Origin of the sequence: Clostridium rectalis (assembly GCF_900626095.1) — a bacterium.
In the GTDB taxonomy this organism is placed as follows: Bacteria; Bacillota; Clostridia; order Clostridiales; family Clostridiaceae; genus Clostridium_AS; species Clostridium_AS rectalis.
On sequence record NZ_UYZZ01000012.1, the window covers coordinates 53,668 to 70,893 of the forward strand.

Annotated in this window: 13 protein-coding genes and 1 pseudogene; 2 read left to right on the plus strand and 12 right to left on the minus strand. The window is 27.6% G+C overall.

What is annotated here, in order from left to right; translation table 11 throughout:
• Positions 1-94: 94 nt before the first annotated feature.
• From EJL03_RS14755 to EJL03_RS14805, 11 genes and pseudogenes are all read right to left on the minus strand, one after another.
• On the minus strand, positions 95-1,765 hold the full coding sequence (locus EJL03_RS14755; RefSeq protein ID WP_125154738.1) for a M14 family metallopeptidase: 1,671 nt from the start codon (positions 1,763-1,765) through the stop codon (positions 95-97).
• Between the two features lie 262 nt (positions 1,766-2,027).
• Complete coding sequence (locus EJL03_RS14760) at positions 2,028-3,617, minus strand: ABC-F family ATP-binding cassette domain-containing protein (protein ID WP_125154739.1); 1,590 nt, start codon at positions 3,615-3,617, stop codon at positions 2,028-2,030.
• 325 nt (positions 3,618-3,942) lie between these two features.
• Positions 3,943-6,003, minus strand: a complete 2,061-nt coding sequence (locus EJL03_RS14765; RefSeq protein ID WP_125154740.1) for a methyl-accepting chemotaxis protein — start codon at positions 6,001-6,003, stop codon at positions 3,943-3,945.
• Positions 6,004-6,715: 712 nt separating this feature from the next.
• Positions 6,716-8,431: a methyl-accepting chemotaxis protein gene (locus EJL03_RS14770; RefSeq protein ID WP_164509113.1), complete on the minus strand. Its 1,716-nt coding sequence runs from the start codon at positions 8,429-8,431 to the stop codon at positions 6,716-6,718.
• Between the two features lie 239 nt (positions 8,432-8,670).
• Positions 8,671-9,357: a PIN domain-containing protein gene (locus EJL03_RS14775; RefSeq protein ID WP_125154742.1), complete on the minus strand. Its 687-nt coding sequence runs from the start codon at positions 9,355-9,357 to the stop codon at positions 8,671-8,673.
• Positions 9,357-10,166 (minus strand): ImmA/IrrE family metallo-endopeptidase, encoded by an 810-nt coding sequence (locus tag EJL03_RS14780; RefSeq protein ID WP_125154743.1) that lies wholly within the window; start codon positions 10,164-10,166, stop codon positions 9,357-9,359. Before EJL03_RS14780 ends, EJL03_RS14775 begins: the two co-directional genes overlap by 1 nt.
• Positions 10,159-10,509, minus strand: coding sequence for a helix-turn-helix transcriptional regulator (locus EJL03_RS14785; RefSeq protein ID WP_125154744.1), 351 nt, complete (start codon positions 10,507-10,509; stop codon positions 10,159-10,161). Before EJL03_RS14785 ends, EJL03_RS14780 begins: the two co-directional genes overlap by 8 nt.
• A gap of 195 nt (positions 10,510-10,704) precedes the next feature.
• On the minus strand, positions 10,705-11,163 hold the full coding sequence (locus EJL03_RS14790; RefSeq protein ID WP_125154745.1) for a VanZ family protein: 459 nt from the start codon (positions 11,161-11,163) through the stop codon (positions 10,705-10,707).
• Positions 11,164-11,331: 168 nt separating this feature from the next.
• A pseudogene (locus EJL03_RS14795) lies at positions 11,332-11,532 on the minus strand (MBL fold metallo-hydrolase); the annotation flags it as partial.
• Positions 11,533-12,211: 679 nt separating this feature from the next.
• Positions 12,212-13,192: a hypothetical protein gene (locus EJL03_RS14800; RefSeq protein WP_125154746.1), complete on the minus strand. Its 981-nt coding sequence runs from the start codon at positions 13,190-13,192 to the stop codon at positions 12,212-12,214.
• Positions 13,193-13,348: 156 nt separating this feature from the next.
• Complete coding sequence (locus tag EJL03_RS14805; protein WP_125154747.1) at positions 13,349-13,828, minus strand: hypothetical protein; 480 nt, start codon at positions 13,826-13,828, stop codon at positions 13,349-13,351.
• 269 nt (positions 13,829-14,097) lie between these two features.
• Here EJL03_RS14805 and EJL03_RS14810 point away from each other — a divergent pair, with 269 nt between their 5' ends.
• On the plus strand, positions 14,098-15,039 hold the full coding sequence (locus EJL03_RS14810; protein WP_125154748.1) for a radical SAM protein: 942 nt from the start codon (positions 14,098-14,100) through the stop codon (positions 15,037-15,039).
• 54 nt (positions 15,040-15,093) lie between these two features.
• Positions 15,094-15,966 (plus strand): pyridoxamine kinase, encoded by an 873-nt coding sequence (locus EJL03_RS14815; protein WP_125154749.1) that lies wholly within the window; start codon positions 15,094-15,096, stop codon positions 15,964-15,966.
• Positions 15,967-16,413: 447 nt separating this feature from the next.
• Here the strand turns inward: EJL03_RS14815 and EJL03_RS14820 are convergent, their stop codons facing one another.
• Complete coding sequence (locus tag EJL03_RS14820; RefSeq protein WP_125154750.1) at positions 16,414-17,022, minus strand: hypothetical protein; 609 nt, start codon at positions 17,020-17,022, stop codon at positions 16,414-16,416.
• Positions 17,023-17,226 lie beyond the last annotated feature (204 nt).

Genomic DNA, 17,226 nt, shown 5'->3' on the forward strand with positions numbered 1-17,226 from the left:
TTTACATATAATGCTAATAATTACTTATTCTAAAAAAAATCCTGATTAAAAAGACATTTCTCATCTTTTTAATCAGGAAAATTTCATTTAATTTTTATTGTACTTTTATAGTATATGCATCTAATTTCTGATTCTCCATGTATCTATAAATTGGTATTTCATCGTTAATCTCTGCAGGAATAATATTAAACTTAACAAAACTATCCACTGCATCTGGCTCCAAAGTCATTGCAATTATATTAGCATTTGGTTGATCCATGGAAAACACATAGCTTCCCTTATTAAACTTTATAAATTCTTTACTTATCTTTACAGTAACTGTATTTCTTAAATGCCCCTCATAATAGTTTGTATCAATTACTTTGTTAGTAATTTTAAATGCTTCTACGGGTAACTCAACATCCTTACTTAATTTTTTTATACTAACCCCAGAATATGATAATTTTTTAGCTACTTCATGGTAAGTTGGTGGTAATATATATGCATTAGGTCTCACTCTTTCAACTAAAGGTTTTTCTTTGGTTGAACTAAACACATCTACATCCAATTTAACTTTTTTACCTGTTTCTACGTCTATAATATCTAAGGTAGATTTTGGCATATTTACACTTTCACTAGTAATAACAATCTTATCTAAAGGATCTACTTTTTTTCCTAACATAGTTATTTTCCTTCTAGCAGAATCTACAGTATCCTTAATAAACTTTGCGTTATCTGCTGTAGTTTTTATTATATTTTCAGAAGTAATAATATGACTCATAACTCTTCTTTCAAAATTTTCTTTTCCTATACCAATTCCTCTAGTCTCTACTAAAAATGAAATAGAAGGCTGCAAACCATAAGCATTTCTTCCTATTTTAGCATCAGTACCAGCCTCATAAATAGTAAACTTATTTCCATTTCTAGAGGTAGTGTAATACATATGACTTGTATAATCTTGACTAGCTAAGTCCTTCTGTACATTATTTACAAATAAACTATCTGAAACACTTCTTACCTCCTTTGGTATATTTAAATTTTTTGCAGAAGATATTAAAACATCATAAGCTGTTAATGATCCTTTTTTACCTACACTTTTAAAAGCAGAAAAAACTCCATATTCATGAGCATCTACCACAACTTCAGGCATAAACTGATTAAAAGTTTTGTGTACTATTATAGTTTCTAAATTGTCAAACTTTAAATGGTCTCTATTTGAATCTAATTTATTAACCATTTTTCTATCGAAATAATAAGCTCCGTCCCCATTAAATCTTGGTAAAATTACTACTGAAACATTATCTAAAACCTTTTCACCAAACTTACCTGTCCCTAAATTTCTAGCAACTGCTAACATAGCTTCTCCTCCTGCAGGTTCATTCCCATGTATTTGCCCCTGAAGCCATACTACAGGCTTGTTTAATTTTAAAACATCTGCTGCTTTAGCATAGGAAGGTTTACTAAATATTAAAATTGGAATAGGTCTACCCTCTTGACTATATCCTATTATAGACACTTTCATATACTTACTATCTCTTTGCAATCCATAAATAAACTCCATCATTTCCTCATGAGAAGTAAAATCCTCTTTCCCCTCAGTAAAAGCTGGTGTACAAATAGGATTTTTAGGTTTTGGAAAGTAATTTTGTATTATTTTTTCACTCTGTTTATAATAAGAACCTGGTGCATAAGGCGCAGCTAAAACATGTGAAAAAGCTGATGTTATTAATACCAAAGATAAAATTATACTAGTGGAAACTTGCTTAAAGGTTTTTTTACTTTTCATATATATCCCCCTTTTATACAGTGGTATTTGTAAGTTTTTTACAAATATCCTTATTATAATTTTATCCTCACTTCTATTTATTGTCAATTCAACTTTACTGATTAATAAAATTTTCCTATAATATTAAAAATTTAAGCTCTGCCCCTTAAAAATACTTTGAATATATACACTAAAATAGAAGCTCTGTCCCTTAATCATATAAAAAAAAATAGAACTAAAATTAAAAATTTTAGTTCTATTTTATAAAATTTATACTTAAAATTTAATTATTTAACTCTAAATATTCGTCATAGGTCATTTTCTTATCAACTATAGTACCATCTTCTTTAATGTCTATAACCCTATTTGCAACAGTTTGAACAAACTGATGGTCATGAGAAGTAAATAGGACTGTCCCCGGAAAATTCATAAGACCATTATTAACTGCTGTTATAGATTCAAGATCAAGGTGGTTTGTTGGTTCATCTAAAATAAGTACATTAGATCCACTAAGCATCATTCTAGATAGCATGCATCTAACCTTTTCTCCCCCTGATAAAACCTTAGCACTTTTTAAAGCTTCCTCTCCTGAGAAAAGCATTCTACCAAGGAAACCTCTTATAAATGTTTCACTTTTTTCTTCTGAAAACTGACGTAGCCAATCAACTAAATTTAAATCAACTCCATCAAAATACTTTGAATTATCCTTTGGAAAATATGATTGTGATGTAGTAACTCCCCATTTATATTCCCCACTATCCGCTTTTTCTTCTCCCATAATTATTTCGAAAAGAGTAGTTTTCGCAATTTCATTGGTTCCTATAAAGGCTATTTTATCTCCTTTATTAACCATAAAACTTACATTATTAAGTACCTTAACTCCCTCTATGGTTTTATTTAACCCCTCAACAAATAAAAGATCATTTCCCGCTTCTCTTTCTGGTTTAAACCCAACAAAAGGATATCTTCTTGAAGAAGGTTTTATGTCATCTAAATTTATCTTATCAAGCATTTTCTTACGTGAAGTAGCCTGCTTTGACTTAGAAGCATTAGCACTAAATCTCGCAATAAACTCCTGAAGTTGTTTAACTTTCTCTTCCTTTTTCTTATTCTGATCCTTAGCCATTTGAAGAGCAAGTTGACTTGATTCATACCAAAAATCATAGTTACCTACATAAAGCTGTATCTTTCCAAAATCAAGATCCGCAATATGTGTACAAACTTTATTTAAAAAGTGTCTATCATGAGATACAACTATTACCGTATTTTCAAAATCCATAAGGAAATTTTCAAGCCAGTTAATAGACTTTATATCTAAATGGTTTGTAGGCTCATCTAAAAGTAAAATATCTGGTTTTCCAAATAATGCTTGAGCTAAAAGTACTCTGACCTTTTGAGCACCATCTAAATCCTTCATATTTTTCTCATGAAGATCTGTACCTATCCCAAGTCCAATAAGAAGCATAGAAGCCTCTGCTTCAGCCTCCCAACCATTAAGCTCTGCAAATTCGCCTTCAAGTTCGGAAGCTTTTATTCCATCTTCATCTGTAAAATCCGGCTTTGCGTATATAGCTTCCTTTTCTTTCATAATAGAATAAAGCTTTTCGTGACCCATTATTACTGTCTCTAGCACTTGATGCTCATCAAATTCAAAATGGTTCTGTTTTAAAACTGCCATTCTTTCACCTGGATCTATACTAATATCACCTGTATTGGCTTCTATTTCTCCTGAAAGTATCTTTAAAAAAGTTGATTTACCCGCACCATTTGCTCCAATTAGTCCATAACAATTTCCTTTTGTAAATTTTGCATTAACATCTTCAAATAGTACACGAGCACCATATCTTAAACTAACATTATTTACTGTTAACATTGCTCATACCCCTCCATAGTTTTAGTTGTATTCGATTATTTTATTTATTACTCGACATATACCGCAATATTGTATCATAATAGCTTTAAAATAACAATTATAAGATAATTTTTATATGCTGAATTCCCTTGTAAAATAAATTCTTTCTTATACTATAAATTATAGCTTTTATAAATTTAAATTATAAATAGATTTATACTATGTAATATAACTTTATAAATTCATTAATTTTGAAATTAAAGAGGTAATAAAATTTTAAATTTATGACCTGTTTAATAGCATAAATAAAAGCCTCCATAAACTGAAGGCTTTTAACATTTTTTATTTAATACTTAAATTTTGATATTATTTCTTGCATATTCTCTGCTAGTTTTGCTAAAGATTCACTCTCACTTGCTAGCTCCGAAATTGAAGAAGTTTGTTCTTCTACTGCAGCTACTGCCTCCTCTGTACCTGCCGCATTTTGCTGTGAAATTGCAGATATATTTTCTATTAAAGATATAATTTCATCTTTTTTACCTTCCATTTCGTCACTAGATTTATTTAATGTTTCTAAAACATTTTGCATTTCATCAATTGCTACAGAAATTCCCTCAAACTTTTTATTTGTATCCTCAACACTTTTAGTCTGTTCCTTTGAAATGCCACTTACTACTTCCATTGTGTCAACTGCTTTCTCTGTTTGTGCTGCAAGCTCATTGATAATTAAAGCAATTTCATCTGTAAATGAATTAGATTGTTCCGCTAAATTCCTAATTTCATCTGCAACAACTGCAAATCCTTTCCCAGATTCCCCTGCTCTAGCTGCTTCAATAGCTGCATTCAAAGCTAAAAGATTAGTTTGAGAAGCAATGCTTTTGATCATTTCACTAGCCTTTTCAATTTGCTCTGCACTTTTATTGCTATCCATAATAACTTTATGAACTTCTTTTGCTGCCCCTTCACTATCTATTGTCTTCTTAACTAGTTTCTCCAAAGTATTTATTCCTTCATTCTTTAAAAGCTCCACTTCTTCTATGGCTCTATTTAAATTTTCCATAACACTCTGATTTTTTGAAATTAAATCTCCAAGCATATTTACGTTCATAGCACCACTTTCTGTTTGTCTTGCCTGTTCTTCTGCAGAATTTGATATTTCTTCTATGTTTTTTGAAATCTCATTTGCAGCTTCTGAAGTTTGCTCACTAGTACATGTTAATTCCTCAGAAGACTGAGCTACATGCTGTGCGCTCTCTGAAGTCTTCTTAGCAAATTCTCTTAAATTTACAGTAACATTTTCAAAGGCTTTAGAAAGCTCCCCAATTTCATCTTCCTTTTCCACAAGCTCCTTAGGTATATCCTCTGTAAAATCTAGTTTGGCCATTTTCATACCATATTTTTTAAGTCCAATAATTGGTTTTACTATAGCTTTTCCTAATACAAAAATTAATATTCCTATAATAATGGCCCCCACTACAAAAGACATAATTAATAATTTTCTTACTGCATAAATATCCCTATTAAACTCACTTTGATCTATTACTGCTGCAACAGACCATCCATTAGCTGAAATAGGATAATATCCAACATGCTTTTTTGATCCTTTATAAGAATATTGTCCTGTACCCTCCTTTTGAGATCTCATATTTTTAAATATATTACTTAAACTATCATTTTCCCTTTCTATATTATTTTTAAGTATCATTTCCTTATCAGGATGATATACTAACTTTCCACTTTTACTTAATAAAAATACAAAACCTGTTTCACCAATTTTATACTTATTCATTATTTTAGGTATCTCGTCTATAAATAAGTCTACAGCTACTACCCCCAAACTGTTTCCTTTTTCATCATATACCATTTTTATAACACTAAGAACCATCTTACCTGTTACACTATCAATATATGGCTCTGTATAAAGTAACTGATCAGGTTCTAACTTTGAAACTTCATCATACCAAGGTTTATCTTTAATTTTCCAACTTATAGGGCTATCCCATTGATTATGTGACACTAAATAACTAGCATCTTTTAATCCAATCCACACCATGGCAAGATTTTCATCTGTTTTTTGTATTGACTTTAAAGTTTCTACCACATCTTTATATTGTGGATGGGTTTTAACTTTATCTCTAGTTTTTACCCCTTTCATAAATTTTATAATATCTTGATTTGTAGTCATTTGTCTTACTAAAACTTCATTTTCTTTAAAAAACTCATTACTTTGATTAGAAGCCGCCTTTGCCTCTGTTAAAAGATGGCCATAACTCATTTTTGAAACGATTATTTTTGTTCTTAACTCTAAAAACAAACCCGAAAATAAAAACACCACTAAAACTGTTGTTAAAATATAAACCATCATTTTAACAAAAATACTTTTCCGAATAATTTTTTTCAATTTCATTTTTGTTCCCCCTTCCATATTTCAAAACTACTATTGTCCTTTTATGACATAATTTTGTATATTTATATTATATATTACAAAATATAATTTTTAAATAGTTATATTATAAAATTTTGTTAAAACTATTTAAATTTTTCATTTAAAAAATATAATTTCATTAGTGGTAATTTATTTATTTATTTTTAATATTTAACTTAAGGAAGCTAAAATATTAGTTTATAATATTTAACATTAGATAATTTTTGCAGAAACTTTAAATATATATCTTTAAAATTATAATATTATTTACTTCTTACTTTTCTTTAATTTTTGCTCATAATTTATAACCAGTCTATTTTTGCTTGTATTAATTTCACTTTAAGCTTATAGTAAAAGAATTTAGCACTATTTTATTTTTAAAAATAAATAGTTTCATAAATATTTAAATGATACATCCCTAAATAAAAACCCTAAAATGAAAATTAAAAAATTGTGGCATCAGTGTATTTTTTACACTAATGCCACAACCTTTGATTTTTTCTTAACTTCTATTACTAATAAAAAGAAATATTTTTTCATTGCCTCATAAATTTAAAAAATTGTTGTTTTTTATTATTCACCATATTTAAAACCTTCAACCAAATTTATGATAAATTATAAATTTATAGTAACAAATATTCTTCATTCCTATACTTAGCATATTATTCAAACTAAAAAATTAGTTTGAAAACTACTATTCAATCTTAAATTTTTTAACTAAATCGTCTAATTTAGAGGATATTTCGCTTTGTTTTTCTGCCACTTGTACTATTTTACCCATATTATTTGTTGTCTCATTTATACTAGTTAGTATTTCAGTAGAGCTTTCATTGCTACTATTTAATGATTTTGATATATTTAAAATAACCTTAGATATTTCATCAATAGTAGCATTAATTTCTTCAGACATAGAAGCAATATTTTGAGACATGTCACTTAAAAATTTTGCATCCTTTTCGTAATTAACTCCTATTTCTAAAAATAAATCATAATCTTTTTTAACATTTGTATTAATAAAATCTATAACTTCTTTAGAATTATCAGATAAATTTTCAAAAGCATGCTCTACCTCTTCAATAACCTTTTGAATATTAGACACATTTGAGTTTGATTGTTCTGCTAATTTTCTTATTTCATCTGCCACCACAGCAAAACCTTTTCCAGCCTCTCCAGCTCTTGCTGCCTCTATGGCTGCATTTAATGCTAAAAGATTAGTTTGATCTGCTATATTTGCAATGGCATCTGCCATTATCTTAACTTCTTTAACCACTTTCCCATCTTCTATAGCTTCCAATATATTTTTCTCTTTTTCTTTACATAACTTATTAGTGTTTATTTTAGATACCTCACCAGACTTTTTAATCTCCACAGCCTTCTCTTTTATTTTAATAGACTCATTATTTCCATCCATAGATTTTTGGGATAATTCATTAACTGCTGCATTAACCTCCTCAATTGATGCTGTTATTTCCTCGGTAATGGCATTATTATCTGATATTTCATCTACAATCTTTTGGGTATATATATCTATATTTTTAATCTTCTTAGTTATATTCTCTATGCTGTTTAATAAAACTTCACTTTGAGTATTGCCTTCATTAGATTGCTTAATTATATTATCTACTAAATTTTTAACTTTTTTCTCTGCCACATCTAATTCTCTTCCTAATTCACCTAATTCATCTTGAGAATTTAAATTGATTTCATAGGTTAAATCCCCTTCACCTATTGCTTTTGCAAATTTTAATCCTTCCTTTATAGAATTATCTATATATCTTGATATTAAGATAGACAATAAAACTGAAACAGCTACACCTAAAACCATAACTCCTATCATTGTATTTATAATTTTATTGTATACTGCGTTATTTGCTTCATTATTATTTTGAGCCATTTTATCATTTAAAACTATTAACTTATTCAATAAATTTAGCATTTCCTCTCTAGTTTTTTGAACTGTAGGAAAATATGCTTCTGTTTCTTTAAATTTAAGATTTTTCATTAAAATTATAGTATTATCCTGAGCTTTTCTATATTCAGAAAGCTTGTCTTTAAAATCAGTCCAAAGTGCTTTAGCCTCATTTGATAATGGATATTTTTCATAGTTATTAATAAGCTGTACATTATCTTTTTTTATATCATTTAAACTTTCAATATTATTTTCTATTTCTACTTTGTCCCTAGAAAAAACCATACCCTGTAATTCGGATCTACCATTTAAAATATTTTCTTTTATAATATGCAAATTATCTATACTTTTTAAATTATATGAATATATAGTATCCGTATTTCTATCGATAGTTTTTATACTAATTATGCCCATAACACCAACTAACGCGATGATTATAAGCATGGATAAAAAAGATAACATTAATTTAGTTCGAATTTTCATATTACTAATAAATTTCATATAAATCATCTCCTACTTTCCTACTATATAATATTAAGAAAGTGGAAGCTGTGTTCTTATTTTTCACACTTTATAAAAAACTACCATAATTATTTTTATCTAAAATTTTAAAATAAAGCTGTACTATTATTTCTTTCATACTTAAATAGATTTATACACACTTTAAAAAATTCCAAAATAAAAAAGCCGCTAATTAACATATTTAAAGCGACTTAAAATCCTAAACATAGTCTTTTAATTTAATAATCCTTAGTATTTTTTTTATTCTTTAGATATAAATTAAGTTTTTTAATCTTTTCTTTAGCATTTATATTATTTTTACTACAAAATGAATTCATCCAAGCTTTTTCACTTTCTGTATAAGGATCAATCCAAAAACGTCTTATAAAGATTTTTAATTTTAAATTTAAATTCATATTTAGATTAGATACATCACATATATCTTTAAATTGCTTTTCAAGTTCTTCTTCTGTTATTAAATCTTCTAAATATCCTAGAAATAATATCTCATAAAACGCAAAAGGTATAACATCAGAATCAGGTATTCTCATTAACATGTAATGAGGACCCTGTTCTTTAATATCATCAGTTACCAAACTTATGCACCCTAAAACTTTTGCCATAGCTATAGCATAAACCTCTCCTAAATCTCCTCTTTCAAAAAGTATGCGTATATCTTCTACATGATGTTTAAACACATTATACATCCCTATACTTTTTAAATAATCCTTTGTAATCAATTCTATCTTACCTGCTTGTACATCTTTATCAAATAAATCAATAACCTCTGAAGTAGCATGATTTACCATTTCATGATTACGAATAAATTCATATACCTTCACTTTTTTAAACCTATTAAATAATATAGATTGATAATTAGCATTATAAAGATGGATAATAACATTTGTATCTAAAGATGCCTCCATTAATCCATCCTCCCAATTAAATCATCTAAGCTTTCGTCCTCCTCAAGCTCATCCTCTGGTAGATTTTCTAAATCTTCAGCATTTAAATCTACATATTTTAATACCTTTTCTAGACTATTAACTGGTATCAATTTTTCAGTATAATTTGAAATAACCCACTCTAAATAATCAGCTGGTACTTTTTTCACCTCTGCTGGCTTACATAAATCAACATTTCCATTGATAGCGTTTAATAATCTTGAAATTTTTTTTTCTATTTTTTCTAACTTCAATTCATTACCTACTGTATTATTAAATATTCTCAGTTCTTTTAACCTAATAATTGCCATATCATAACTAACATTAAACTCTGTTTGTATTCTAGCAATGTCTAAACCACTCCACCTATTAATATCCTTATCATCTAATTCCAATCTAATAAATTTTTCAACCTTTTCTCTTGGCATTAGCAAACATGCTGCAAAATAATTTGCTTCAATCTCAAACTCATCTCTATCATTAAAGTCATCATCTTTAATGATTTTTAATCCTTGATCTTTCAAATGTAATTTTTGATGACCAATTTCATGAGCAATAGAAAAAATTTCTCTAGATAATATCAAGGATGAGTTTGAAAAAATTATTCTTTCTGTATCCTTTATTAATGCAAATCCTAAAAATGCATCACTTCCAATAGGATATCTTATAACCCTATATCCTATTTTCCCAGCAGCTTCAAATATATTCTGAAAACCATACCCTGTCATACTGCACTCATCTCTAACACTATCAGCTATTTTTTCAATGGCAAGTTTTCTTATTTTATTCATCCATATCTACCTGCCTTACACTTTTATATAGATTTCTATGAGCATAAAAAGTGTTAATCATTTCAATTATATACTCAAATTTATCCTCACAAACATCACCATTAATTTTTCTAAACATAGTTTCTTTTTCTTCAATATTATTTACAGCAGAAGTTATTTCTTCAGCTTTTATTCCTAAAATTTCAGCAATAATTGTAATACTTGCATATGAGATGTCTATCAAACCTTTCTCAATCCTAGCATACTTTTGTCTAGTGCAATTCATTTTTTCTGCAACTTGCTCCTGTGTCAAACCTTTAGCTTCTCTCAAAGCTCTAATTCTTGCTCCCAAAATTGCATTCATGAGCACACTCCCTTTCATCTTCATTATATACTCTATTATATGCAAGGGTCAATAATAATGTTCTGTTTTTATAACATCTTTAATTATTTTAACCTTATATAACTATATTATACATTTAAATGTTATGCTTTTAAAACATTTAAAAAATAAAAAAGCCACTAATAAATTTAGCGGCAATAAATCCTAAACATAATTTTAATAATCCTTAGTATTTTTTTTCTTATAAATCCTCCATAATATAAAGCATAAAACTGCCAATACTCCTCCAAAACTATCTATTAAAACATCTGTGAATTTTCCACTTCTTCCTGGCACATAAAGCTGATGAAATTCATCACTACAAGCATATATAAATACAGTTAATACAGCCAATATATAACTTGTTTTTATTTTAAAATTTTCCTTAAATGCATTTATACAAAGAAGGGCCAATATGAAGTATTCAGTTAAATGTCCCATTTTTCTTACTACAAAATTTGTAAGTTCTCCAAAATAACTATTAACATTTATTCCAATAGAAGTTAAAGTATCAATTACAATACCGCTTTTACTATTGGATATATCTGCTGGATCTTGAGAAAATTTAAAAATTATAATCATCCATACTAGTATAAATACATATTTAAAAAACTTCTTATACTGTCTATTTTTCATATCACTACCTCATCTTTAGTAAAAAGCTTATGTTTTAACCCTTTACCTTAAAATTATTTACTGTCTAAATAATATTATATATTAAATTTTCCTCATTATCCATTTATATATCCTTTAAAAAGTTACTCTTTTCCTTAATATTATTTATCAATTATTACAAATAAAATTTTAAAATCTATTTAACTTATCAAGCATCCCATAGCTTAATGTTTTAAAAACCTCACAATAATTTTTAAATCCATCCTGCCCTATAATATAAATGTTTGGCATATAGCTCATTCTTGTTTTTGAATACATAATACGTTCCAATCCGTTATCTATAGCCGTATGATTACTTAAAGCCACATCAACTTTCTTTTCAATTGCTTCACTATTAATTCACAATGTGAAAGTAAATAGTATTTTATATTAAATTTGTATCTATTTTGTACTTATAATAAGCCACTAATAAATTAAAATTTATTTCTTTTCACTTTTTTTATTATTAACCATAAAACAACAAAAAAAGGTAACACCTACTGCAATCCAAAGTGTAGTATTCAAATAAATCACCATTCCTTTACTTTTACTATATACTTATTTATCTTAACTTTATTATTCCATGCTTTTTTTAGCTGCGCTTTACACTTACTATATACTTATGTATCCCCTGTTATTTTTATTTACTTTATGCATTGTTCACAAATAACCTATATAGCTTAAAAATGCTTCCATATTTATAAATAATATGTCTGTATACCTCTATTTATTTTTTTTATAAATAAAAAATTGATGGTAAAAAAATATATATTATTCTATGAATTATATTTTTTCCCAACTAGTATATCCCATAGTATATCACAAAATTACACTTCAATATAATATATATTAGTATCATCTTACATTTTAATCTTTTTCTTATCTTCAAATCAGATAAATATACTTATTCAAACAGATAATAAATCATAATTTATCTTAAATAATTTTTGTAAATTAAACAATAAAAAAACAGTAGAAATCTTTATTAAATAAAAATTCCTACTACTGTATGTCTATACTATTTATAAATTTATATTTTAAACATGGTTGCAAACTCTATTTTAGTATCCCCATCTAAATTAGAATAAATTATTTTTTTAGTCTCCTCTTTTTCTTCATCTGTTAGCTTGTTCCAAAGAATCTTTATTTCTTGGATATCTTTTTCATAATTGTAGTCTTTAGTCGCTGTAATTTTATTTATAGTTGCTAACATTAAACCTGTAATTTCTTGTCCTCCACTGGACTGAATATTTAATATGGAATCCGTTAATTGTTTACTCATTTTAGATAAAAGCAGGGGCTTACCTTTAGTATAATCCACATATCCATTTGATACAGTTTTCATCTCTTCTTTAGAATTTTTTGAAATGTTAGTACCTTTCTTAGGTGAAGCCTCATTTTCTTTAATTTTCTCTTTAATCTCTTCTTTACTTAAATCCATAAAAGGAATTTGTTTATCTACACTAATAGTTAAAATTCCATCATCCACAACTATATTTTTTATGGCCACAGGAATAATCACTCTATTTAACTTTATATCATGATTGCTTATGGTCACCTTTTCCCCGGAAAACTTCTTTAGATTATCAAAAACAAATTTTTTAGAAACTCTAAATCTTCCTAATTTAAAGTACTGTGGTGTGTAAATTATTTCTCCATTTATGCTTTTTATATCACCTTTAGTTGAAATAACAAAATTCAGCCCTTTTATACTGATTGGAATCTTTACTCCCATATAGTTTCCCTCTAAGAAACCCTCTGGTGTTTTTATTCTTAAATCTTCCTTGGTTATTTCCTTAGTAAAAATAGCAGCCAATAGATTATTTAGGTCTTGTGAATTTAAAGTTATGGTATCACCAGTTCTCAATATCTCTAACAACTTATTATTTAAATCCAACTTTGCACCTTCTCCTTTTTTATAACCATTTTTACTAAAAACAAGTAAAGCTCCAACCACTAGAATTAAAACTACTATAAATGTAAAAATGATTCCTCTCTTCTTTTTATTCATATAATAACTTCACCCCCTATATACCTATTTATTGTATTTCTTTTTGCAAATTTTAAAATTACATATATTTTATCATGTAATTTAGTTTTTTTCCATTTTTTACTACAATTAAAGGCACCAGATTTTACACTGATGCCTTCATTATTTCAAGAACTTTTATTTTGTAATATTAGCTAGGTTCTTTCCATTTTGAACTGCTTGTACATTAACTTTCTTATTTTTATATTTTGCTTTTAATTCATTTGCATATTTCTCTGCTAATTTCTTTACCTCTTCTTGACTTATACTATTTTCCTTAATAAGCATAGTACCACATACATAGTCTCCCTGAGTATACACTTGACCATCCAGTATTCCATTTTCTTTTTTTACCTTCTCAGTAAAGTTTTTATCCTGGTTAACTTTATTTGCCTCTTCTTGTTTTCTTTTCTCTTCTTCTTTCTTCTTCTTTTCTTCCTCTACTTTTTTATTTTCTCTTTCTGTTTTTCCTGTTAAGTTGTCAATAGTTCTTACAACAATGTTTTTGTCGGCCTGAGGTATCTTACTATTTCTTCCTGTAAAATACATTGTGCCTATAACACCTATAATGACAACTACTATGATTGCAGTAATACTTTTCTTGTTTAGTTGCTTCATTTAAATCTCCTCCTTATATTTTTTCCTTTCTGCGATCCTATTTACATTTTACCCTTAATTTTCTTTCACTTCAATTAGTTTATATTACTTTTAAAAGAAAGTTCACTTACTAAGAATTTCTAATTAAAACTGTATCCATACATTTGAACAATTCCTACAATTATGAAACAATTTAATTATATTAATTTAAGATAAAAATTTGCAAATAAAGAAAGGAGGCTTTAATGGTAGTTTCATATTTAAATGATTTCTACCCTTAAAGATAAATTATGGATGAATTCAAATATATATACGGACCTATTCCTTCTAGAAGATTAGGACTTTCTCTTGGAATAAGTACTATACCTAAAAAATTCTGTAACTACTCCTGCGTATATTGTCAACTAGGTAGAACCAATAATCTTACAAATAAAAGACAAGAGTTTTTTCCTATAAAAGATATTTTAAATGAATTTACTTTATATTTAAAATCAAACCCTAAATTTGATGTGGTAAGCCTTGTAGGAGAAGGTGAACCTACTCTTTACTCAAAAATGGGTGAGCTTATAAAAGAAATTAAAAAATTAACTTCAAAACCTGTATGTGTTATAACCAACGGTGGCCTTATAAATGATATAAATGTTTCAAAAGAACTATTAAATGCAGATATTGTTTTGCCATCATTAAATGCCTTTGATGAAAATTCCTTTAGAAAAATAAATAGAGCCTATGGTAAAATAAAATTCCAAGAATGTTATAACGGACTTGTAGCATTTTCAAAAATTTACAAAGGAGAGCTTTGGCTTGAAATCATGCTAGTAGATGGTTTTAATGATGATGAAACTTCTTTATTAAAACTAAAATCTTTGGCTGATAAAATAAATTACTCTAGAATTTATATAAATACTTGTGTTAGACCTCCTGCAGAATCTTTTATAAAACCTTCTTCAAAAGAAGCTATAAATCTTGCCTGTGATATTTTAAAAGGAATATCCATAGACAGATTTGTGCAAGGAGAATTTTTTAGTGAAATATTGGACAATTATCATGCCATATTAAGTATAATTAAAAGACATCCTATGAACCATCATGAGATAAGTTGTTTTTTAGAGTCTAGAAACTGTAACTTAGATGAAATAGACTCCCTGTTTAAAAAGCTAAACAATGATAAAACTATAGAGGTAATTAATTATAAAGGATACCATATATACAGATTAAACTTAGCTAGTTAAAATAATAATATAAATCCTTTTTAACGAACTTTACTAATAAAGGGAGGAAAATTAATGATAAACCCTGTAAAAAAAGTTGCTGCAATACACGATCTTTCCGGATTTGGCAGATCATCACTAACAGCAATAATTCCTATACTATCTACCATGGGAGTACAAGTATGTCCTATTCCTACTGCTATACTTTCTACTCACACAGGAGATTTTGAAGGTTATAGTTTTGTAGACCTTACAGATTCCATGAATGATTTTATAGATCATTGGCATAAGCTTAATCTAAAATTTGACTGCATCTACAGCGGGTTTTTAGGTTCTGTCGATCAGATAAATATAGTTTCTAAATGTATGGATTGGTTCTCTACAGAAAATACCTTAAAGGTTATTGACCCTGTTATGGGAGATAACGGAAAATTATATGCTACTATGGGACTAGATATGGTAGAAAATATGAGAAAACTCATATCTAAGGCCAATATAATAACCCCTAATTTTACTGAAGCCGCTCTACTTTTAGGGGAAGATACTACAAATGATTTAACACTTGAAAAAATTAAATCTTGGATGGTTAGACTTTCTAATATGGGGCCTAATATAGTAATTATAACTAGTGTAAAAGATTTAGATAATGATAAAAAGACTAGCGTAATAGCTTATAATAAAGAAGATGATGTATTTTGGAAAGTTAGTTCTGATTATATTCCTACCTTCTATCCTGGTACTGGGGATTCCTTTACAAGTGTACTTGTGGGAAGTCTTTTACAAGGAGATAGTCTTCCTATAGCTTTAGACAGAGGGGTTTCTTTTATAACCGCCTGTATAAAGGCAAGTTATGGTTTCAAATACCCTAATAGAGAAGGGGTGCTTTTAGAAAGGGTTTTAGAAAACTTAAAACTTCCTGTAATAGTAAGTAGTTATAAATTAATTTAAAAAACTCCTTCATATAATATATTGGGCTGTGGCAATAAAAAATTCATATAAAATTTAATGCCACAGTCCCATTTAATATATTTTTTTACCTATATAAAATCTTTTGGAACTTGTGATATCTTGTCAGGATTTTGAGAATCTAATGTTTCACCATTTTTTATTTTATTAACAAGTTTTTCTATAGTTGTTGGTTTTACTCCATCTTTTAAAAATTGTTCACGTATTATCTATAGTCCACATTAAATTACAAATTTGTTAATAGTAATTAAGTATATTTTATATAATCTTTTTCTTTTTCATAGTTTTAACAGCGCTTATAATTGAATATTTAATTGTAAAAAATAATGCTATGAATAACACTACGGGCACTATACAGAAATCAAATATTTGTTTAATCACAATTAATATATAATTCATATTATCAACCTACTTTAATTATTTTTAGAATTAATTACGTCGTATTAGTTCCATAGTATAATAGTGTTCGTATACTTTAAATTCACAAGAAAAAACCATAGTTTTAGATAAATCTCCCATACCTGTTGTCTGAGTACAAGTAGCTACTGCAAATGCAGGCATTGAGCCGTTCTGAGTACTACGTATCAATTGAGGTTCTCCATAAGTCCAAGAACCAAGTCCCCATCCAGTAGTTCCGTAGACATTATTTATAACTGACCTACTTTGATTAAGCATTCTAAATATACAGTAAAATACAACTTTGCTTGAACCATACGTTGTTTTTATAAATTCATCAGTATATATTGCTCCATAATGACTATATTCTACTGATCTTGTTAATGGTTCTATTATCTTTATTCTTTTTGTCGGTATAGATTCAACTTTTATATATGAACCATCTTCAAATGTATATGTTTTTTCTTGAATAGATTTTTCAGTACTGTCTTTAAGTTCAAATTTAAAAAAGCCTTTTGGAACCTGTGCTATTTTATCAGGATTTTCAGCATCTAATGTTTCACCATTTTTTATTTTATTAATAAGTTTTTCTATGGTTGCTGGTTTTACTCCATCTTCTAAAAATTGTTTACGTATAATCACTTCTTCTTTAGAAGTAATATATGCTTGTCTTTCATTACAATTACTAGTAATTGATTCCTCTTAAGCCCCTAAAAACACTTGGACAATTGCTTATGCATTAGATATAATGAAGAAAAGTAATTGGAGGTAACTTGTGAGAGGTAGAAGTTATACAAAAGAATTAAAAGAATCAATACTAAATGAGGTTAAAGAAGTAGGCAATGT